The sequence below is a fragment of the Streptomyces sp. KLMMK genome, assembly GCF_036961605.1.
Classification (GTDB): Bacteria; Actinomycetota; Actinomycetes; order Streptomycetales; family Streptomycetaceae; genus Streptomyces; species Streptomyces telluris.
Map to the genome: position 1 here is coordinate 15,602 of NZ_JBAMDC010000018.1, position 21,431 is coordinate 37,032.

The window sequence follows — 21,431 nt, forward strand, 5'->3', positions numbered from 1 at the left end:
TCACTTCCGTCGCGTGCTGCCGTACTCCGGGCGGCGCTCAGCGCACTCCGCTCCTGGAGGAAGCTGCCGACGAATCCGCCGACTGCTCCCAGGCCGAAGCCTGTTGCCACCAGTCCGGTCCGGCTCACCCATCGCATGGCCCCGCCCCTCCGCGAACTGTGTCAACGTGGTTGCGCCATACCCCAACGCATCGTATCCGTGCGTGGATTGAGCGAACAGCAGGACAAGGCAAAGGGCGGGTTGTGTTCCACGTGAAACACAACCCGCCCTGAGGTGCGGTGCTGCTCAGCCCTGTCTCCGGACCATGCTGTCAGCCCCTGCTGTCAGCCCTCGTCTGCTGTCAGTCCTCGTCCTCGTGAGAGAGCTTCTGCTCTATCACCCGGCCCTCGCCCGGGGCGAGTGTGCCCAGGATGCGCTCCAGGTCCTCCATCGAGGCGAACTCGACGACGATCTTGCCCTTCTTCTGCCCGAGGTCGACCTTCACCCGGGTCTCGAAGCGGTCCGACAGCCGGGTGGCCAGATCGGTCAGCGCCGGGGAGACCCGGGCGCCGGCGCGGGGGCCCTTGGGCTTGGAGGAGCGGCGCTTCTCCGGGTCCATCGTCTTCACGGTCTCTTCGACCGTGCGCACCGAGAGACCCTCGGCCACGATGCGCGTGGCGAGCTTCACCTGCTCCTCGGGGTCGGTCACCCCGACCAGGGCGCGGGCGTGGCCGGCCATCAGCACACCGGAAGCGACCTTGTTCTGCACCTCCGGCGCCAGCTTCAGCAGCCGCAGCGTGTTGGTCACCATCGAACGCGAGCGCCCGATCCGGCCGGCCAGCTCGTCGTGCGTGCAGTTGAAGTCCTTGAGGAGCTGGTCGTAGGCGGCAGCCTCCTCAAGAGGGTTCAGCTGAGCCCGGTGGAGGTTCTCCAGCAGCGCGTCGAGCAGCAGCTTGTCGTCTTCGGTCGCCCGGATGATCGCGGGGATCCGCTCCAGGCCGGCCTCCCGGCAGGCCCGCCAGCGCCGCTCGCCCATGATGAGCTCATAGCGCTCGGGGCCCAGACGCCGGACCACGACGGGCTGGAGCAGTCCCACCTCACGGATGGAGTGGATCAGCTCATTGAGAGGTCCCTCGTCGAAGTACGCCCGCGGCTGCTTCGGGTTGGGCTTGATGGCATCCAGCGGCAGCTCGGCGAAGTGCGCCCCGGCCACCGTTTCCACCGGCGCCTCGGCCAGGGCCTCGGCGCGCAGCGTCTCTGCATCCGTTTCACGTGAAACGGTGAAGTCCTTCACCGGCAGCGCGGTCACCTTGGACGCTGCCACCCCCCGCTCCGGCGCGAGTACCGGTACCGCGGTGGGGGACGTGGCGCCGGGCCCCCCGGCGGGGCCGGCGCTCTCCGATGCCTTCGGCGCCGCTGGAATCAGGGCACCGAGCCCACGGCCCAGTCCTCTACGTCGATCGCTCACTGCAGCCCCTCCGACATGCTGTGCTGGTCTTGCTGTTGCTGGCGGCCCACCAGGTGAGCCCTACTGCCGTCGTAACGTACGCCGACCCCCCGCAGCGCGATCTCCCGGGCCGCCTCCAGATAGGAGAGCGCTCCACTGGAGCCCGGGTCGTACGTCAGAACCGTCTGTCCGTAGCTGGGCGCCTCGGAGATCCGGACGGAGCGGGGGATGCTCGTCCGCAGCACCTCGTGACCGAAGTGGGTGCGCACTTCCTCGGCCACCTGGGAGGCCAGCCGGGTCCGCCCGTCGTACATCGTCAGCAGGATCGTCGAGACGTGGAGCTGGGGGTTGAGGTGCCCGCGCACCAGCTCGACGTTGCGCAGCAGCTGGCCGAGGCCCTCCAGGGCGTAGTACTCGCACTGGATGGGGATCAGCACCTCCGCGCCCGCGACCAGGGCGTTGACCGTCAGCAGGCCGAGCGAGGGCGGGCAGTCGATCAGGATGTAGTCCAGCGGCTGCTCATAGGCCTTGATCGCGCGGTCCAGCCGGCTCTCCCGGGCGACGAGCGAGACCAGCTCGATCTCGGCGCCTGCCAGGTCGATCGTGGCGGGCGCGCAGAAGAGCCCCTCCACGTCGACGACCGGCTGCACCACGTCGGCGAGCTTCCTGCTGTCCACCAGGACGTCGTAGATCGACGGCACCTCGGCGTGGTGGTCGATGCCCAGAGCCGTCGAGGCATTGCCCTGGGGGTCGAGGTCGATGACCAGCACACGGTTGCCGTGGAGCGCCAGCGAGGCCGCCAGGTTCACGGTCGTCGTGGTCTTGCCCACGCCGCCCTTCTGGTTGGCGACCACCATGACCCGGGTCTGCTCCGGCCGGGGCATCGGGGGAGGGGGTGTTTCACGTGAAACCGAGCTCAGGGCGTCGGCCGGGGGTTCGGGGGTTGTCCCCCGAGAGTCCGCAGCACGGGAAACAAGCTCCATCCCGGATTCGGACTCGGCGGGGCGGGGGCCGGGGACCGGGTCGGCCATCGGCCCCGCGATATTGGCGTCGGACCGCAAGGATTCACTCTCCTCGACATCAGGCTCGCGATGGACAGAGCCTGCCATGCTTTCGGTGTTGTGAACCAGCGAGGCCCGTTCTCCTGTGGATGAATCCAGCATTCCTGTGGATGCATCGGTGTGCTCGGTCGTCCGCTGGCCGCGCGGTACAACCGCGCGACCCCGGTCGATGATTCCCTGCAGCAAGGAGCGTCGTTTCACGTGAAACACGATGCAGCGCACGCTCTGCTGCTCAGCGGCGACACTCCGCTACGGATAGGTTTGGCAGGTTGTATGGAGCATTCCTCTGCTCCCCCAGGGTGACCTCAGCGCCGGCGGCGCGACCGCCCCGCAGCCTTGGCCCGCTTGGCGGCGAAGCGCACACCGCCCGGGCTCTCCCCCACCTCGACCCGGACCACGGTGGACGGCGGGTCCACCACGCCCTGGCCGACCTGAAGCACCGAGGTCCGCACGACGCCGAGCTTGCTGAGCGCCGCACGGGCACCCTTGAGCTCCTCCTCCGCGGTGTCGCCCTTGAGGGCGAGCATCTCGCCGTACGGCCGCAGCAGGGGCACGCCCCAGCCCGCCAGCCGGTCCAGCGGGGCCACGGCCCGGGCGGTGACGACGTGCACCGGCTGCACCTTGCCGAGCATCTCCTCGGCGCGGCCGCGGACGACGGTGACGTGGTCCAGGCCCAGCAGCTCCACGACCTCCTGGAGGAAGGTCGTACGGCGGAGCAGCGGCTCCAGCAGCGTGATCTGGAGGTCCGGCCGGACCAGGGCCAGCGGGATGCCCGGCAGCCCGGCGCCCGAGCCCACGTCGCACACGGAGACGCCGTCCGGGACGGCCTCGGCGAGCACCGCGCAGTTCAGCAGGTGCCGCTCCCACAGCCGCGGAACCTCGCGGGGACCGATGAGACCACGCCGCACGCCCGCGTCCGCGAGCACCTCGGCGTACCGAACGGCCTCCGGCAGGCGGTCACCGAAAACCTCCCGGGCCTCCGGGGGCGCCGGGGGGAGCTCCGCTGCCTCATCCACGGGAAACCGTCCTTCCGTACGACGTCTCTCTGAGAATCACTGAGAATTCAGAGTCTGAATATCAGGCTGACAAGGATCGGCCCCGCCTGCGAGCAGACGGGGCCGGACACACCTAGAAGTGGGATCGAGTAACCGAGAGGGAACCGCTCAGAGAGCTGCGGCTCAGGCGGGGAGGACGACGACGAAGCGCTGGGGCTCCTCGCCCTCGGACTCGCTGCGCAGGCCCGCGGCGGCCACGGCGTCGTGGACGACCTTGCGCTCGAAGGGCGTCATCGGGTCCAGCTTGACCGCGGCACCGGTGCTGCGAGCGTCGGCGGCAGCCTGGGCGCCCACCTTCGCCAGCTCCTCGCGCTTGCGGGCGCGGAAGCCGGCGATGTCCAGCATGAGGCGGCTGCGGTCGCCGGTCTCCCGGTTCACGGCCAGACGGGTGAGCTCCTGGAGCGCCTCCAGCACCTCGCCGTCGCGGCCGACCAGCTTCTGCAGGTCACGGCTGGTCGAGTCGCTGATGATCGACACCGCGGCGCGGTCGGCCTCGACATCCATGTCGATGTCGCCGTCGAGGTCGGCGATGTCCAGCAGACCCTCGAGGTAGTCGGCCGCGATCTCGCCCTCCTGCTCCAGGCGGGACAGGGTGTCGGTGCCCTCGGCGGCGACACCGCTGGTCTGGCGCTGCGTGTCCGTCACGGTGGACTCCTTCATTACTTCTTGGAGGGGTGCTTGGGCCGCTGCGGGCCGCTCTTGCGCTGCCCGGACTTGGGTCCGCCGCCGGCCTGCCCGGGCTTCCCGCCCTTGGCGTCCTTGGCTTCCCCGGCGTCCGTGCCCTGCTTCTTCTCGAGCGAGGGCTTCTGCTCGGTGGAGTCCGTCGTGGCGGTGGTCCCGGCGACCTGACGCTTGGCCTTGGTCTGGCGCTTGGGCTGCTGGCGGTTGGCGCGCGCGGCCTCGACGGCCTTCTTGGCCTCGACCTCGGCCGGGTCCTCCTTGAGCTTGCCCTTGGCCCGCAGGCGCTCCTGGCGCTGCTTGAAGGCGACGCTGCCCGGAGTCGGGTTACGGCGGATGATGAACATCTGCTGGCCCATGGTCCACACGTTGGTGGTCAGCCAGTAGACGAGGACACCGACGGGGAAGTTGATACCGAGGACGGCGAAGATGATCGGGAAGACGTACATCAGCATCTTCTGCTGCTGCATGAACGGCGTCTTCACCGAGAGGTCGACGTTCTTCGTCATCAGCTGGCGCTGCGTGTAGAACTGCGACAGCGACATCAGAACGATCATGACGACCGTGACGACGCGGACGTCCAGCAGCGTGGCGCCGAAGGACTCGACCTTCTCCGCGGAGGACAGGAAGGTCACCGACAGCGGAGCGCCGAAGATGTGTGCCTCACGCGCGCTGGCCAGCAGCTGCTGGTCGATGACACCGACCGTCTTGCCCTGCGCGATGTGGTTCAGGACCTGGTACAGCGAGATGAAGAAGGGCGACTGGGCCAGGATCGGAAGGCAGCTCGAGAGAGGGTTGGTGCCCGTCTCCTTGTAGAGCTTCATCATCTCTTCGGACTGGCGCTGCTTGTCGCTCTTGTAGCGCTCCTGGATCGCCTTCATCTTCGGCTGGAGCGCCTGCATGTTCCGCGTGGCCTTGATCTGCTTCACGAAGAGCGGGATCAGGCAGATACGGATCAGGACCACCAGGGAGACGATGGACAGACCCCACGCCCAGCCGCTGTCCTCGTCGAAGACGAGGCTGTACAGCGAGTGGAACTGGACGATGATCCAGGAAACTGCGTAATAGAGAGGACCGAGGATCGTGTCCACGAATCAGGCTCCTTGGGCGTTGGGCTGAGTCTCGGGCTGTGCGGCAGGCCCCGAGGCGGGGTTCCCGCCCAGTCGGCTCCTCAGCCGCTGGTGCCAGACCGGACGCTTCCGGGGAGGTACGTGGTCGACGCCACCGAGCGACCACGGATTGCAGCGCAGGATGCGCCAGGCCGTGAGCGCCGTTCCTTTGACCGCGCCGTGCACGTCAATGGCGGTGTAGCCATAGTGCGAGCACGACGGGTAGTACTTGCAGACCGGGCCCAGGAGTGGGCTGATGGTCCACTGATAGAGCTTGATCAACCACAGCAGCGGATACTTCACCGTGCGCTCCCTCCCTGGCTTCGGCCAAGGTCCCAAGGGGTGCCCTCGGGGGGATCGGAACGGCGCGGCGCCCCTCCCAACAGCCGCTGCAGTGCGGTGTCAAGATCACGGGCCAGCTCATCGTGGTCCGCCTCGCCCGAGCCGGGCAGGGCCCGTACCACCACCAGGCTACCGGCGGGCAGCTGATCGAGCCGGTCACGCATCAGGTGGCGAAGCCTGCGCTTCACCAGATTGCGGACTACGGCGACGCCGACGGCCTTGCTGACGACGAAACCCGCACGCACCGGGGGAGCAATCTCCCCGGGTGTGTGCGGGTCCGTTGTACCGCTACGGAGGTGGACGACGAGGAGCGGGCGCCCGGCCCTGCGTCCTCGGCGCACCGCGGTCGCAAAGTCCTCGCGCCGCCTCAGCCGATTGTCGGTAGGCAGCACGTCATGGACCTATTGGTCAGGCTGCTCAGGCCGACAGGCGGGCGCGACCCTTGCCACGGCGGGACGCGAGAATCGCGCGGCCGGCACGGGTGCGCATGCGCAGGCGGAAGCCGTGGGTCTTCGCGCGGCGGCGGTTGTTCGGCTGGAAGGTGCGCTTGCTCACTCGGGGGCTCCAGAAATGAATCGGTGGTGGCGGGACATCGCCTGGCTGTCACCGTGCGCCCACGAGAAGCTCGCAACGCCCGAGTGCACCGCTTCATGACCGCATCAGATACTCGACACGGCCTTTGCCCATCGGAGGCAGGCGGCAGCAGCCATCGACAACTCGACCTGGTCACGGTACGCGCGGCTACGCCATTCGGTCAAACCGGCAGCGCACCAGGGATACACCGTAGCCCGCCGCGGGCCGGTGGGACGACACGCCCCGCCCCATGGCACATTTGTACACACCCTGTGGACAACGACTTGAACCACGCACCGCGGCCTGACTACCGTGGCTGAACTCCGAATCCTTCCCGCCCGTCCCGAGAACCACACATTCGTGGGACTCGCGGGGCGCCCCCAGTGACTGAGAGAGCGTGCCCTGTGGCTGACCTGCCTGCCGATCTTGCCGCAGTGTGGCCGCGCGTGCTCGACCAGCTCCTGGGCGAGGGCCGGGACAAGCGCGGCCAGGGCGTCGAGTCCAAGGACGAGCACTGGATCAAGCGGTGCCAGCCGCTGGCCCTCGTCGCGGACACCGCCCTGCTGGCCGTACCCAACGAATTCGCCAAGGGCGTACTGGAGGGCCGGCTGGCCCCCATCGTCAGCGAGACGCTCAGCCGCGAGTGCGGCCGCCCCATCCGGATCGCGATCACCGTCGACGATTCGGCCGGCGAGCCCCCTGCCGAGCGCCCCCAGGCCCCGCAGCCGCCCCGCTACGAGGAGCCCGCGGGCCGGGCCGGTGGCCAGGGCCGCGACGCCTACGAGAGCCGTGACGGCTACGAGGGCTACGACGGCGGCGCCTACGAGGGCCGCGAGAGCTACGGCCGCCCGGCGCCCTCCGACGACCTGCCGTCCGTGCGCCCCGCCTACCCGGACTACCAGCAGCAGCGCCCCGAGCCCGGCGCCTGGCCGCGCCACTCGGCCCCCTCCGGGCCCCCGGTGCCGCCTCCGGGCGAGCGCGGTGACCGCGGTGACCGCGGTGACCGCGGTGACCGCGGTGACCGGGGCGACAGGAACGACTACAGCTGGCAGCAGCAGCGCCTCGGCGGCTTCGCCGAGGGCGAACGCGATCCGTACGCCTCGCAGCACTCCGCCGGCTCCTACGAGCAGCAGCCGTACGACCAGCCCGGCTCGTACGACCAGCAGGGCGCGTACGACCAGGCCTCCGACTACCGGTCGCAGCCGCCCGAGCGCATGCCGTACGAGCAGCAGCGCCGCGATCTGCCCGAGAGCCACCCGCGCGGCGGCGAGCGCGGCGAGCGGCCCGTCCCCGGCCCGCTCGCGGCCAAGCCCGCCCCGGCATCGGGCCCGGGCGAGCCGACCGCCCGGCTGAACCCCAAGTACCTCTTCGACACCTTCGTCATCGGAGCGTCCAACCGCTTCGCGCACGCCGCCGCGGTCGCGGTGGCCGAGGCGCCGGCGAAGGCGTACAACCCCCTCTTCATCTACGGCGAGTCGGGCCTGGGGAAGACCCACCTGCTGCACGCCATCGGGCACTACGCGCGCAGCCTCTACCCGGGCACGCGCGTGCGCTACGTGAGCTCCGAGGAGTTCACCAACGAGTTCATCAACTCCATCCGCGACGGCAAGGCGGACGCGTTCCGCAAGCGCTACCGCGACATGGACATCCTGCTGGTCGACGACATCCAGTTCCTGGCGAGCAAGGAGTCGACGCAGGAGGAGTTCTTCCACACCTTCAACACGCTCCACAACGCCAACAAGCAGATCGTGCTGTCCTCGGACCGGCCGCCCAAGCAGCTGGTGACCCTGGAGGACCGGCTGCGCAACCGCTTCGAGTGGGGCCTGATCACGGACGTCCAGCCGCCGGAGCTGGAGACCCGGATCGCGATCCTGCGCAAGAAGGCGGTGCAGGAACAGCTCAACGCCCCGCCGGAGGTCCTGGAGTTCATCGCCTCCCGCATCTCGCGCAACATCCGCGAGCTGGAGGGCGCGCTGATCCGGGTGACGGCCTTCGCGAGCCTGAACCGCCAGCCCGTCGACCTGGGCCTGACCGAGATCGTCCTCAAGGACCTGATCCCGGGCGGCGAGGACGCCTCGCCGGAGATCACGGCGCCGGCCATCATGGCGGCGACGGCCGACTACTTCGGGCACACCGTCGAGGACCTGTGCGGGGCCTCGCGCAGCCGCGTGCTGGTGACGGCACGCCAGATCGCGATGTACCTCTGCCGCGAGCTCACGGACCTGTCGCTGCCGAAGATCGGTGCGCAGTTCGGCGGCCGCGACCACACGACGGTGATGCACGCGGACCGGAAGATCCGTGCGCTGATGGCCGAGCGGCGCTCCATCTACAACCAGGTGACCGAGCTGACGAACCGCATCAAGAACGGCTGACAAGAGCCGCGAGAACCGCCTGAGGGCGCTTCGGGACGCTTCCCGGAGCGCCCTTTTCGCGGTCCCGGGGGCGGCTTGGGACGTACCGGAGCCGTCCTGGGGACGCGCCGGAGACGCTCTGAGGACGCTCTGAGGCCGCCCGGGGAGCGTCTCGGAGGCGTGCCGGAGGAGTCTCGGAGGGGTTTCGGAGGCGACCTGGGAGCGTCCGGGAGGCGCCGGGCGTCCACAGCCGTGGACGGCTCTGTTCGATTCCGCTCGGCGTACCCGGGGTTCTCCACAGATTCCTTGCCGACCGGCTGTCCACACGCTGGGGACTGCGAAGTTGTCCAGACGCTGTCCACAGAGGAGGCTGTTGATAGCCCATCAGGCGAGGTCAGCGGCGTGTGGATTTGTGGCCGACGGGATTCCACAGCCTGTGGACAACGGATTCACCCACAAGGCGGCATGACCGTTGTCCACCGGCGGCCCACAGGCCAGTGGATGTTGTACACAGCCTTTCCACACCCCTGTCCACTGTTCGGCAACGAAACGCCCGAGCTCACCGCACCGAGTGAAAGGCGTCACACCAAGGTGCCGGGTTGGGCTGTGGGGAACCTGGGTAAAACTGGGGACAGCCCTGGGGAGAAGTGCGCCCTGCCTGTGCACCGGTTGTGCAGAACTTTCCACGGTCCACAGAACACCCCGCTTATCCACCGCCCCCACCCACAGGCCCGGTGGACAAAAAACCGGCGTTGACCTGGGCAAAGACGGTTGTCCACCGTTTCCACAGGCCCTACTACTACGACCACAGAGATCAAGCGGGGAACTCGTTTCGAAGTGGGTCCTGTGCACAACTCGGCCGCGGACCGCGCCACGCCCTCCGACCCGACTTGACCCCGAGACGCACCAGCTGTCAGCGGTGTGCGTCAGACTGGTCTCCGGCAAGCAGCCGACGAAGAAGCCAGCAGGGCGAGCCAGCAACAAGCAGGAGGCGGTTTCCGGTGAAGATCCGGGTGGAGCGCGATGTACTCGCGGAGGCAGTGGCCTGGGCGGCCCGCAGCCTCCCGGCCCGTCCGCCGGTGCCCGTCCTCGCGGGCCTTCTCCTGAAGGCCGAGGAGGGCTCCCTCAGCCTCTCCGGCTTCGACTACGAGGTCTCGGCCCGCGTCTCGGTCGACGCCGATGTGGAGGAGGACGGCACCGTCCTCGTCTCCGGCCGCCTCCTCGCCGACATCTGCCGCGCACTTCCCAACAGGCCTGTGGAAATCTCCACCGACGGTGTGCGCGTCACCGTGGTCTGCGGCTCCTCGCGATTCACACTCCACACCCTGCCTGTGGAGGAGTACCCGGCCCTGCCCCAGATGCCCACGGCCACGGGCACGGTCCCGGCCGAGGTCTTCGCCGCCGCTGCCGCCCAGGTCGCCATCGCCGCCGGCCGCGACGACACCCTGCCGGTGCTCACCGGTGTCCGCATCGAGATCGAGGGCGACACCGTCACCCTGGCCTCCACCGACCGCTACCGCTTCGCGGTCCGCGAGTTCATGTGGAAGCCCGAGACGCCGGACATCTCCGCCGTCGCCCTGGTGCCCGCCAAGACCCTGCTGGACACCGCCAAGTCCCTCAGCGGCGGCGACTCCGTCTCGATCGCCCTGGCCGGCTCCGGCAAGGGCGAGGGTCTGATCGGCTTCGAGGGTGCCGGGCGCCGCACCACCACGCGCCTGCTCGAGGGCGACCTGCCGAAGTACCGCACGCTCTTCCCGACCGAGTTCAACTCCGTCGCCGTGATCGAGACCGCCCCGTTCGTCGAGGCCGTCAAGCGCGTCGCGCTGGTCGCCGAGCGCAACACCCCGGTGCGGCTGAGCTTCGAGCAGGGCGTGCTGATCCTGGAGGCCGGCTCCAGCGACGATGCACAGGCTGTGGAGCGCGTCGACGCCGCGCTCGATGGCGACGACATCTCGATCGCGTTCAACCCCGGCTTCCTGCTGGAGGGTCTGTCGGCGATCGACTCGCCGGTCGCCCAGCTGTCCTTCACGACGTCGACGAAGCCGGCGCTGCTGAGCGGCAAGCCCGCGCTCGACGCCGAGGCGGACGACGCGTACAAGTACCTGATCATGCCGGTGCGGCTCTCGGGCTGATGCCCCCGACGGGACCGGCACCGGCGGGGGCACTCACCCTTTGAGCGCCCCCGCCCCACAGGTGTGCAGCGCCTCCCCGGCGTAGGCTCGGACCCAGGTACGAACCCACTCAAGGCATAGAGGATCACCCATGGAGCTCGGTCTCGTCGGTCTCGGCAAGATGGGCGGCAACATGCGCGAGCGCATCCGCCGCGCAGGCCACACCGTCATCGGATACGACCGCAACCCGGACCTCGCGGATGTCAGCAGCCTCAAGGAGCTGGTGGACTCCCTCCAGGGGCCGCGCGTCGTATGGGTCATGGTCCCGGCCGGCGCGCCGACGCAGGCCACCATCGACGAGCTCGGCGAGCTGCTCTCCCCGGGCGACGTCGTCGTCGACGGCGGCAACTCCCGCTGGACGGACGACGAGAAGCACGCCGAGGAGCTGGGCGCCAAGGGCATCGGCTTCGTCGACTGCGGCGTCTCCGGCGGCGTCTGGGGCCTGGAGAACGGCTACGCGCTGATGTACGGCGGCGACGCCGCGAACGTCGCCCGCGTCCAGCCCGTCTTCGACGCGCTCAAGCCCGAGGGTGACTTCGGCTCCGTGCACGCGGGCAAGGTCGGCGCCGGCCACTTCGCGAAGATGGTCCACAACGGCATCGAGTACGCCATGATGCAGGCCTACGCCGAGGGCTGGGAGCTGCTGGAGAAGGTCGACTCCGTCACCGACGTGCGCGAGGTCTTCCGCAGCTGGCAGGAGGGCACGGTCATCCGTTCCTGGCTGCTGGACCTCGCGGTCAACGCCCTCGACCAGGACGAGCACCTCGACAAGCTGCGCGGCTACGCGGCCGACTCCGGCGAGGGCCGCTGGACGGTCGAGGCCGCGATCGACAACGCCGTGCCGCTGCCCGCGATCACCGCGTCGCTCTTCGCCCGCTTCGCGTCCCGCCAGGACGACTCCCCGCAGATGAAGATGATCGCCGCGCTGCGCAACCAGTTCGGCGGCCACGCGGTCGAGAGCAAGTAGCACCGAGCCTCACAGCAGTACGAGCACCACAGCAGTAACAGCATCACCAGCAGGACGAGCAGTACACAGCGGAAGAGGTCGGCGCACCATGCATGTCTCGCATCTGTCGCTGGCCGACTTCCGCTCGTACGCCCGGGTCGAGGTCCCGCTCGACCCGGGCGTCACGGCGTTCGTGGGACCCAACGGCCAGGGCAAGACCAATCTCGTCGAGGCGATCGGCTATCTGGCCACCCTCGGCAGCCACCGGGTCTCCTCGGACGCGCCCCTGGTCCGGATGGGCGCCGACCGCGCCGTCGTGCGCGCCGCCGTCGTCCAGGGCGAGCGGCAGCAGCTGATAGAGCTGGAGCTCAACCCCGGCAAGGCCAACCGCGCCCGGATCAACCGGTCGTCCCAGGTCAGGCCGCGTGACGTGCTCGGCATCGTGCGGACGGTGCTGTTCGCCCCGGAGGACCTGGCCCTGATCAAGGGCGACCCCGGTGAGCGCCGCCGCTTCCTGGACGAGCTGATCACCGCGCGCTCCCCGCGCATGGCGGGCGTCCGCTCCGACTACGAGCGGGTCCTCAAGCAGCGCAACACCCTCCTCAAGAGCGCGGCGATGGCCCGCCGGCACGGCGGCCGCGGCCTCGATCTGTCCACGCTCGACATCTGGGACCAGCACCTGGCCCGCGCCGGCGCCGAGCTGCTGGCCCGCCGCCTCGACCTGATCGACGAGCTGCGTCCGCTGGCCGACAAGGCGTACGAGCAGCTGGCCCCCGGCGGCGGCCCGGTGTCCTTCGAGTACCGCGGGCCGGCCGCGATCGAGGGCGCGCGCAGCCGCGAGGAGCTCTACGAGGCGCTGCTGGCGGCGCTCGCCGAAGCCCGCAAGCAGGAGATCGAGCGCGGCGTGACGCTGGTCGGCCCGCACCGGGACGACCTCCTTCTCAAGCTCGGCCGGCTGCCCGCCAAGGGGTACGCGAGCCACGGCGAGTCCTGGTCGTACGCGCTGGCGCTGCGCCTGGCCTCCTACGAGCTGCTGCGCTCCGAGGGCAACGAGCCGGTGCTCGTGCTGGACGACGTCTTCGCGGAGCTGGACGCCCGGCGCCGCGAGCGGCTGGCGGAGCTGGTGGCCCACGGCGAGCAGGTCCTGGTGACCGCCGCGGTGGACGACGATGTTCCGGAGGTCCTCACCGGCGCCCGGTACGCGGTCTCGGAAGGCAGGGTCGAGCGCGTATGAGTACGCCCTCGGAGCAGCCGAAGACACCCGAGCCGTCCGGGGTGGACCTGGCGCGGGTCGCGCTGCGCGCCGCCAAGGAGCAGGCGAAGGCGAGGGGCGCCGCGGCCCAGCAGAAGAAGCACGTCCGCCGCGGCGGGGTGCTGCGCTCCGGTGCGCGCGCCGACGGGCGCGACCCGTTGCCGCTCGGCGCCGCCATCAACAGGCTGATCACCGAGCGGGGCTGGGAGAAGCCCGCGGCGGTGGGCGGGGTGATGGGCCGCTGGCCGCAGATCGTGGGCGATGCGCTGGCCCTGCACTGCATGCCGCAGAACTTCGACGAGGACTCCCACGTCCTGACGGTGCAGTGCGACTCGACGGCGTGGGCGACGCAGCTGCGCCTGCTGGCCCCCCAGCTGGTGGCCCGGCTCAACGACGACCTCGGCCATGGCACGGTGCGGACGATCAAGGTGCTGGGCCCCGGCGGCCCGAGCCGCCGCTACGGTTCGCTGCGCGCTCCGGGCAGCACGGGTCCGGGGGACACGTACGGCTGACGCCGGGTGTCCGGCGCCGCTGACCGGACGCCCCGCACGTGCCTCGCGCGTGCCCGGCGCGAGTGGCGACGGCGGGGACGGATGAGGGTCTGTGGTGCTCCCGTGGGAACCGAGTGCCGGGTGATCCGCGTGACCTGGGGTGATGCGGTGCGACGGGGGGTGCGCCGGGGCCGGCGCTGAGACCCCGCTCACGGTAGCGGGCGGTTGACAGCCCGAAGCGCTGAGTGCCGCTGTGAGCCTCTTGGAGCCCGGGTCCACATATAGGGAGTCGGCTGATGCCGGTTCAGGGCGGCACGTGCAGGCTCAGGCACCGCCAAACCCCCATTCATGTCAGCGCTACCGGTAGACTGGTGCCAATCCCGCCGGCTCGCGGGACTCGTCGACCAACGCAGAACGACGCAGCCGCTCCTGCCTGCCTCGGGTGGGGTCTCCCCGCCGCAGTCGGGGATGGCCTGTGCTGTGCCAGAAAGGGCGCTTCGTGGCCGATTCCGGCAACCCCAACGAGAACACCACCCCTTCCACGGACGGCGCGGCGGAGACCGCACCCGCGGGGGGCGCATCCGCGTCCTACGACGCCAGTGCGATCACCGTCCTGGAGGGTCTGGACGCCGTCCGCAAGCGGCCCGGCATGTACATCGGCTCGACCGGTGAGCGCGGCCTGCACCACCTCGTGTACGAGGTCGTGGACAACTCCGTCGACGAGGCCCTTGCGGGCCACGCGGACACCATCGACGTGACGATCCTTTCCGACGGCGGCGTGCGCGTCGTGGACAACGGCCGTGGCATCCCGGTCGGCATCGTGCCCTCCGAGGGCAAGCCCGCCGTCGAGGTCGTCCTGACCGTCCTGCACGCGGGCGGCAAGTTCGGCGGCGGCGGCTACGCGGTCTCCGGTGGTCTGCACGGCGTCGGCGTCTCGGTCGTCAACGCGCTGTCGACGCGCGTCGCGGTCGAGGTGAAGACCGACGGCTTCCGGTGGACCCAGGACTACAAGCTCGGCGTCCCGACCGCCCCGCTGCAGCAGAACGAGGCGACCGACGAGCACGGCACCTCGGTCACCTTCTGGGCCGACGGCGACATTTTCGAGACCACCGAGTACTCCTTCGAGACGCTCTCGCGGCGCTTCCAGGAGATGGCGTTCCTCAACCGGGGCCTGACCATCTCGCTGACGGACGAGCGCCCGGCCCACGTGGACGAGGAGGGCAAGCCCCTCAACGTCCGCTACCACTACGAGGGCGGCATCTCGGACTTCGTCCGCTACCTCAACTCGCGCAAGGGCGAGGTCATTCACCCGTCGGTGATCGACTTCGAGGCCGAGGACAAGGAGCGGATGCTCTCGGTCGAGGTCGCGATGCAGTGGAACTCCCAGTACACCGAGGGTGTCTACAGCTTCGCCAACACCATCCACACCCACGAGGGCGGTACGCACGAGGAGGGCTTCCGCGCGGCGCTCACCGGTCTGATCAACCGCTACGCGCGCGACAAGAAGCTGCTCCGCGAGAAGGACGACAACCTCACGGGCGACGACATCCGCGAGGGTCTGACGGCGATCATCTCCGTCAAGCTGGGCGAGCCGCAGTTCGAGGGCCAGACCAAGACCAAGCTGGGCAACACCGAGGCCAAGACCTTTGTGCAGAAGGTCGTCCACGAGCAGCTGACGGACTGGCTGGACCGCAATCCGAACGAGGCCGCGGACATCATCCGCAAGTCCATCCAGGCGGCCACCGCCCGTGTGGCGGCCCGCAAGGCGCGCGACCTCACCCGTCGCAAGGGCCTGCTGGAGACGGCGTCGCTGCCGGGCAAGCTGTCCGACTGCCAGTCGAACGACCCGACCAAGTGCGAGATCTTCATCGTCGAGGGTGACTCCGCCGGCGGCTCGGCCAAGTCCGGCCGGAACCCGCAGTACCAGGCGATCCTCCCGATCCGCGGCAAGATCCTGAACGTGGAGAAGGCGCGGATCGACAAGATCCTGCAGAACCAGGAGATCCAGGCGCTGATCTCCGCCTTCGGCACCGGTGTGCACGAGGACTTCGACATCGCGAAGCTCCGCTATCACAAGATCATCCTGATGGCGGACGCCGACGTCGACGGTCAGCACATCAACACCCTGCTGCTCACCTTCCTCTTCCGCTTTATGCGTCCGCTGGTCGAGGCCGGGCACGTCTACCTCTCCCGTCCCCCGCTCTACAAGATCAAGTGGGGCCGGGACGACTTCGAGTACGCCTACTCCGACCGCGAGCGCGACGCCCTGATCCAGCTCGGCCGCGAGAACGGCAAGCGGATCAAGGACGACTCGGTCCAGCGCTTCAAGGGTCTCGGTGAGATGAACGCCGAGGAGCTGCGCGTGACCACCATGGACATCGACCACCGCGTTCTCGGCCAGGTCACCCTGGACGACGCCGCGCAGGCGGACGACCTGTTCTCGGTGCTCATGGGAGAGGACGTCGAGGCCCGGCGCTCCTTCATCCAGCGCAACGCCAAGGACGTCCGCTTCCTCGACATCTGAGCCCGTCGGCCCATCACGAGACAGCCGCAGCGCGAAAGGACTTTGAACAGCAATGGCCGACGAGACCCCTGAGACCCCCACCGCTCCCGTGCCCGAGGTGACCCCCGAGGGCGCGCCCGCCCCGCTGGAGGGCGTGGGCATGCGCGTCGAGCCCGTCGGGCTCGAGACGGAGATGCAGCGCTCCTACCTCGACTACGCGATGAGCGTCATCGTCTCGCGTGCGCTGCCCGACGTGCGCGACGGCCTCAAGCCGGTGCACCGCCGTGTGCTCTACGCGATGTACGACGGCGGCTACCGGCCCGAGAAGGGCTTCTACAAGTGCGCCCGCGTCGTCGGTGACGTCATGGGTTCGTACCACCCGCACGGCGACACCTCCATCTACGACGCGCTCGTCCGCCTCGCCCAGCCCTGGGCCATGCGGATGCCGCTGGTGGACTCCAACGGCAACTTCGGCTCCCCGGGCAACGACCCGGCCGCCGCCATGCGCTACACCGAGTGCAAGATGGCGCCGCTGGCCATGGAGATGGTCCGGGACATCGACGAGGAGACCGTCGACTTCCAGGACAACTACGACGGCCGCAACCAGGAGCCGACGGTCCTGCCGTCGCGCATCCCCAACCTGCTGGTGAACGGTTCCGCCGGCATCGCGGTCGGCATGGCCACCAACATCCCGCCGCACAACCTGCGCGAGGTGGCCGAGGGCGCCCAGTGGTTCCTGGCCAACCCGGAGGCCTCGGCCGAGGAGCTGCTGGACGCGCTCGTCGAGCGCATCAAGGGCCCCGACTTCCCGACCGGCGCCCTCGTGGTGGGCCGCAAGGGCATCGAGGAGGCCTACCGCACCGGCCGCGGCTCGATCACGATGCGCGCGGTGGTCCAGGTCGAGGAGATCCAGGGCCGTCAGTGCCTGGTGGTCACCGAGCTGCCCTACCAGGTCAACCCGGACAACCTCGCGCAGAAGATCGCCGACCTGGTGAAGGACGGCCGGATCGGCGGCATCGCCGACGTCCGCGACGAGACCTCCTCCCGCACGGGCCAGCGCCTGGTGATCGTCCTCAAGCGGGACGCGGTCGCCAAGGTCGTGCTGAACAACCTCTACAAGCACACCGACCTGCAGACGAACTTCGGCGCCAACATGCTGGCGCTGGTGGACGGCGTGCCGCGCACCCTCTCCCTGGACGCGTTCATCCGCAACTGGGTGACGCACCAGATCGAGGTCATCGTCCGGCGCACCCGCTTCCGGCTGCGCAAGGCCGAGGAGCGCGCCCACATCCTGCGCGGTCTGCTCAAGGCCCTGGACGCCATCGACGAGGTCATCGCGCTCATCCGGCGCAGCCAGACCGTCGACATCGCCCGCGAGGGCCTGATGGGCCTGCTGCAGATCGACGAGATCCAGGCCAACGCGATCCTCGAGATGCAGCTGCGCCGTCTGGCCGCCCTGGAGCGCCAGAAGATCGTGGCGGAGCACGACGAGCTCCAGGCGAAGATCAACGAGTACAACGCGATCCTCGCCTCGCCCGAGCGTCAGCGCCAGATCATCAGCGAGGAACTCACGGCGATCGTCGAGAAGTTCGGCGAGGACCGGCGCTCGGCGCTGGTGCCCTTCGACGGTGACATGTCCATCGAGGACCTGATCGCCGAGGAGGACATCGTCGTCACGATCTCCCGCGGCGGCTATGTGAAGCGCACCAAGACCGACGACTACCGCTCGCAGAAGCGCGGCGGCAAGGGCGTGCGGGGCACGAAGCTCAAGGAAGACGACATCGTCGACCACTTCTTCGTCTCCACCACCCACCACTGGCTGCTGTTCTTCACGAACAAGGGCCGGGTCTACCGCGCCAAGGCCTACGAGCTGCCGGACGCCGGCCGTGACGCCCGCGGCCAGCACGTGGCCAACCTGCTGGCCTTCCAGCCGGACGAGAAGATCGCCCAGATCCTCGCCGTCCGCGACTACGACGTCGCGCCGTACCTGGTGCTCGCCACCAAGTCGGGCCTGGTGAAGAAGACCTCGCTCAAGGACTACGACTCCCCGCGGTCCGGCGGCGTCATCGCCATCAACCTGCGCGAGACGGACAGCGGCGCCGAGGACGAGCTGATCGGTGCCGAGCTGGTCTCCGCCGCGGACGACCTGCTGCTGATCAGCAAGAAGGCCCAGTCGATCCGCTTCACCGCTACGGATGAAGCGCTCCGTCCGATGGGCCGGGCCACCTCCGGCGTCAAGGGCATGAGCTTCCGCGAGGGCGACGAGCTGCTCTCCATGAGCGTCGTGCGCCCGGGGACGTTCGTCTTCACCGCCACCGACGGCGGTTACGCGAAGCGGTCGAACGTGGACGAGTACCGCGTTCAGGGCCGCGGCGGCCTCGGTATCAAGGCGGCCAAGATCGTGGAGGATCGTGGCTCGCTGGTCGGTGCGCTGGTGGTCGAGGAGACCGACGAGATCCTTGCCATTACGCTCAGCGGCGGCGTGATCCGTACGCGGGTCAGCGAGGTCAGGGAGACGGGCCGTGACACCATGGGCGTCCAGCTGATCAACTTGGGCAAGCGCGATGCCGTTGTGGGCATCGCACGGAACGCCGAAGCCGGTCGCGAGGCTGAAGAGGTCGATGAGCCGGCCGATGCAGTCGAGGGCGACGGAGCTGAGGGTGCCGAGGGCGCATCCGCCCCGGCAGGGAACATCGAGGAGTAAGTCGTGAGTCGAGCCACGGGCGCCGCGGCAAGCGGTGCAGGTGCCGAGCGCAGCACTACCGCCGCACCTGCTACCGATGAGGCCGGCGCCCGTGGCCCCGGCGCGGACGCGGACTCCCGAGGGGGGACGTTGACGGACACCCGCAAGCCGGAGCCGTACCACCCGCCGAAGGCGTACGAGCCGCCGGCCGGTTCCGCCGGCGCCGAGCCGGAGGGCGAGGCCGCCGGGTCCGGCGACGCAGGGAAGCCGGCCGGGGCGGCGAAGACGGCGAAGGCCGGAAAGGCCGCGAGCTCCAAGGCTGCGCAGTCCTCAGACGTGAAGGCCGCCGAGGCCGGGAAGGCTGCATCCGTGGCAGACGACGCTGAGAGCGCGAAGGCCGGGAACAACGGGGGCAAGCCGGCGGCGAAGGGCTCGGCGAAGGCCGCTTCGGCCGACCCGCGCAACGCCGTCAAGGCCCCGCCCCGGATCCCCGGCCAGGACGGCTCCAAGGCACCTGCGGGCGCCCTGAAGAAGGGCGCCCCCAAGGGCTCCCAGGCGCCCCAGGCGGCCCCGCAGGGGGCCGCGAAGCCCGGTGGGGCGGCGGGCTCCGTCCCGCGCCCTGCGGCCCCTCAGGGCGCCGCCCGCACCGGTGGTGCGGCGGGCGCCGCGCCGCGTCCCGCGGGCCGTCCGGAGCCGCGTACGCGTACGGCACGGCTGCGGGTGGCCAAGGCCGACCCGTGGTCGGTGATGAAGGTCAGCTTCCTGCTGTCGATCGCGCTGGGCGTGTGCACGATCGTGGCCTCCGCCGTGCTGTGGACGGTCATGGACGCCATGGGCGTCTTCGAGACCGTCGGCGGCACGATCAGCGACGCCACGAGCTCCAGCGACGGCGGCGGCTTCGACCTGCAGTCGTTCCTGTCGCTGCCGCACACCCTGCTCTTCACGTCGGTCATCGCCGTGATCAACGTGGTCCTGGCCACCGCGCTGGCCACGCTGGGGTCCTTCATCTACAACCTCTCGGCGGGTTTCGTGGGCGGTGTGGAGCTCACGCTGGCCGAGGACGAATAGCGCCGGCCGGGGCCCGGTCCGACAGGATTTTGGGACTGGGCCCCGAGTGCGCTAATCTTTCGGTGTCGCGAGGGGCTATAGCTCAGACGGTTAGAGCGCTTCCCTGATAAGGAAGAGGCCACAGGTTCAAGTCCTGTTAGCCCCACCGCACGATCGGCCCGGTCGGAGATTTCTCCGCCCGGGCCGATCTGTTTTCGCAGGACGGGCAGTTGGGCCCGCGGCCGGATCGTGGACGGGACGCCGCACAGGTCACCGATCGGTATCGGCCGGTGTGTATCATCGGCCACCAGAGGTCCCCTTACGTCAAGGAAAGACGAGGTCGCGCGGTGAAGAAGCTCCTCCTGGTCGCACTGGCCGCCATCGGCGGGCTCCTCGTGTACCGCCAGATCCAGGCGGATCGCGCCGAGCAGGACCTGTGGACGGAGGCGACCGACTCCGTGCCCGCAGGTTCGGGTGTGTGAGACAAAACGAGTCCTGAGCAGGGCCCCGGCCGACACGGCCGGGGCCCTGCTGTTTTCGGCCACCCTGCAGTTTTCGATTGCAAATAATTGAGTTGCGAAAGCAACCTATGCGGCGTTGAGGGCCCAGATGCCGATCCCCAGGCAGAGCAGCGCCACGATCAGCACCGGCACGGCCACCTTCGCGGGCGGTCCCGGCTGCCGTATGCGGTGCCGTACGGGCCGTGCCGCCGTGTACGCGCGCGTGGCCGGCGGTGTGTGCTGCACGGGCGCAAGCTGCGCCGGAGGGAGCTGAGCCGGCGGCTGCGGCAGCCGGGCCGCCGGAAGGGGCGGATAGGCCGGCAGGGGCGGCGGGAGCGGGACGGGCGCGTGCGCCGGGCCCTCCGGGCCGAACCCCGAGGGCAGCGGGCCGAGCTGGTCGAAGACCTCGATGGGCTCCTCGGCGGCCGTGGCGGGGCCGTCCATCATCTCCACGGCCGCGGCAAGGGCCTTGCGCGCCCCTGTGGCCGTACGGAAGCGCAGCCCCGGCTCGGGCTGCAGGAGGCCCGCAATGACCTGCCAGAGGGGCTCGGGGACCTCTTCCGGGGCGCAGGGCGTGCCGTGCTCGGCGAAGCGCTCCATGAGCGCCTCGGCGTCGGGCTTGCGGCCCGTGAGGAGGTACAGCGCCGTCAGGCCGACCGCATAGAGGTCGGCCGGGAAATCGGGCTCTTCGCCCAGCATTTGCTCCGGCGCGAAATAACCGGGGGTGCCCATCACGTAGTTGGCGTCGGTGAGGCGCGGTTCCCCCTTGCGCATGGCGATGCCGAAGTCGGAGAGCCGCACGTGGGGCCGGCCGGTGCCGGTGGCCTCCAGCAGGACGTTGGCGGGCTTGATGTCCCGGTGCACCACGCCTTCCGCGTGCACCGCGGCGAGGCCGGAGAGCAGCTGGTCCAGCAGGACGCACACGTAGTGCGGCGGCAAGGGCCCGTAGTCGCCGATGAGATGGGCGAGGGACCCGCCGCTCACCACGTCCATGGTGAACAGCACCTTGTCGTCGTCGGCCGCCCAGCTCATCGGCGCGACCACGTGGGGGTGGTCGATCCGTAACCCCTGCTCGCGGACGAACCTCAGCAGGGTGTGGGCGTCGCTCTGCTGGAGGACCTTGGCCGCCACGTAGCGGCGGCGGCGCCGGTCCCAGGCCCGCCAGACGGCCCCCACGCCGCCCCGGCCGATCGGGTCCACCAGCTCGTAACGCCCGGCGAAGAGCTCACCCATCGCGTGCGCG

At 69.7% G+C, this 21,431-nt stretch carries 17 protein-coding genes, 1 tRNA gene and 1 pseudogene; 10 read left to right on the forward strand and 9 right to left on the reverse strand.

The window, feature by feature from the left end:
* Window positions 1–340: 340 nt before the first annotated feature.
* From V7793_RS05740 to rpmH, 8 genes and pseudogenes are all read right to left on the reverse strand, one after another.
* Entirely contained in the window at window positions 341–1,447 is a 1,107-nt protein-coding gene (locus V7793_RS05740; RefSeq protein WP_335581811.1) for a ParB/RepB/Spo0J family partition protein, read from the reverse strand.
* Complete coding sequence (locus V7793_RS05745) at window positions 1,444–2,535, reverse strand: ParA family protein (RefSeq protein ID WP_335581812.1); 1,092 nt, start codon at window positions 2,533–2,535, stop codon at window positions 1,444–1,446. Before V7793_RS05745 ends, V7793_RS05740 begins: the two co-directional genes overlap by 4 nt.
* 257 nt (window positions 2,536–2,792) lie before the next feature.
* Window positions 2,793–3,503: a 16S rRNA (guanine(527)-N(7))-methyltransferase RsmG gene (rsmG, locus tag V7793_RS05750; RefSeq protein WP_058045322.1), complete on the reverse strand. Its 711-nt coding sequence runs from the start codon at window positions 3,501–3,503 to the stop codon at window positions 2,793–2,795.
* A gap of 162 nt (window positions 3,504–3,665) precedes the next feature.
* Complete coding sequence (locus V7793_RS05755; protein WP_335581813.1) at window positions 3,666–4,187, reverse strand: Jag family protein; 522 nt, start codon at window positions 4,185–4,187, stop codon at window positions 3,666–3,668.
* Window positions 4,188–4,201: 14 nt separating this feature from the next.
* Window positions 4,202–5,311: a membrane protein insertase YidC gene (gene yidC, locus V7793_RS05760; protein ID WP_335581814.1), complete on the reverse strand. Its 1,110-nt coding sequence runs from the start codon at window positions 5,309–5,311 to the stop codon at window positions 4,202–4,204.
* A gap of 3 nt (window positions 5,312–5,314) precedes the next feature.
* A complete protein-coding gene (yidD, locus tag V7793_RS05765; protein ID WP_168097064.1) occupies window positions 5,315–5,632 on the reverse strand; it encodes a membrane protein insertion efficiency factor YidD in 318 nt (105 codons plus the stop codon).
* Window positions 5,633–5,694: 62 nt separating this feature from the next.
* A pseudogene (gene rnpA / locus V7793_RS05770) lies at window positions 5,695–6,063 on the reverse strand (ribonuclease P protein component); the annotation flags it as partial.
* Between the two features lie 25 nt (window positions 6,064–6,088).
* On the reverse strand, window positions 6,089–6,226 hold the full coding sequence (gene rpmH / locus V7793_RS05775) for a 50S ribosomal protein L34 (RefSeq protein WP_003949374.1): 138 nt from the start codon (window positions 6,224–6,226) through the stop codon (window positions 6,089–6,091).
* A 422-nt stretch (window positions 6,227–6,648) separates the two neighbouring features.
* Here rpmH and dnaA point away from each other — a divergent pair, with 422 nt between their 5' ends.
* From dnaA to V7793_RS05825, 10 genes are all read left to right on the forward strand, one after another.
* Window positions 6,649–8,616: a chromosomal replication initiator protein DnaA gene (gene dnaA / locus V7793_RS05780; protein ID WP_335581815.1), complete on the forward strand. Its 1,968-nt coding sequence runs from the start codon at window positions 6,649–6,651 to the stop codon at window positions 8,614–8,616.
* Between the two features lie 980 nt (window positions 8,617–9,596).
* Window positions 9,597–10,727 (forward strand): DNA polymerase III subunit beta, encoded by a 1,131-nt coding sequence (dnaN, locus tag V7793_RS05785; RefSeq protein WP_335581816.1) that lies wholly within the window; start codon window positions 9,597–9,599, stop codon window positions 10,725–10,727.
* Between the two features lie 130 nt (window positions 10,728–10,857).
* Complete coding sequence (gnd, locus tag V7793_RS05790) at window positions 10,858–11,733, forward strand: phosphogluconate dehydrogenase (NAD(+)-dependent, decarboxylating) (RefSeq protein WP_335581817.1); 876 nt, start codon at window positions 10,858–10,860, stop codon at window positions 11,731–11,733.
* Window positions 11,734–11,821: 88 nt separating this feature from the next.
* On the forward strand, window positions 11,822–12,946 hold the full coding sequence (gene recF / locus V7793_RS05795; protein WP_058045314.1) for a DNA replication/repair protein RecF: 1,125 nt from the start codon (window positions 11,822–11,824) through the stop codon (window positions 12,944–12,946).
* Complete coding sequence (locus tag V7793_RS05800; protein ID WP_335581818.1) at window positions 12,943–13,476, forward strand: DUF721 domain-containing protein; 534 nt, start codon at window positions 12,943–12,945, stop codon at window positions 13,474–13,476. Before recF ends, V7793_RS05800 begins: the two co-directional genes overlap by 4 nt.
* 454 nt (window positions 13,477–13,930) lie before the next feature.
* Window positions 13,931–15,979 (forward strand): DNA topoisomerase (ATP-hydrolyzing) subunit B, encoded by a 2,049-nt coding sequence (gyrB, locus tag V7793_RS05805; RefSeq protein ID WP_256791795.1) that lies wholly within the window; start codon window positions 13,931–13,933, stop codon window positions 15,977–15,979.
* 52 nt (window positions 15,980–16,031) lie between these two features.
* The gene (gene gyrA / locus V7793_RS05810) at window positions 16,032–18,662 is read left to right on the forward strand and encodes a DNA gyrase subunit A (RefSeq protein WP_335581819.1); all 2,631 of its coding nucleotides are present in this window, start codon (window positions 16,032–16,034) and stop codon (window positions 18,660–18,662) included.
* 129 nt (window positions 18,663–18,791) lie between these two features.
* Entirely contained in the window at window positions 18,792–19,709 is a 918-nt protein-coding gene (locus V7793_RS05815) for a DUF3566 domain-containing protein (RefSeq protein ID WP_335581820.1), read from the forward strand.
* A gap of 71 nt (window positions 19,710–19,780) precedes the next feature.
* Window positions 19,781–19,854 (forward strand) — tRNA-Ile (locus tag V7793_RS05820).
* A gap of 181 nt (window positions 19,855–20,035) precedes the next feature.
* The gene (locus V7793_RS05825; RefSeq protein ID WP_003958712.1) at window positions 20,036–20,170 is read left to right on the forward strand and encodes a DLW-39 family protein; all 135 of its coding nucleotides are present in this window, start codon (window positions 20,036–20,038) and stop codon (window positions 20,168–20,170) included.
* A gap of 105 nt (window positions 20,171–20,275) precedes the next feature.
* Here the strand turns inward: V7793_RS05825 and V7793_RS05830 are convergent, their stop codons facing one another.
* On the reverse strand, window positions 20,276–21,421 hold the full coding sequence (locus V7793_RS05830) for a serine/threonine-protein kinase (protein WP_335581821.1): 1,146 nt from the start codon (window positions 21,419–21,421) through the stop codon (window positions 20,276–20,278).
* Window positions 21,422–21,431: the final 10 nt, after the last annotated feature.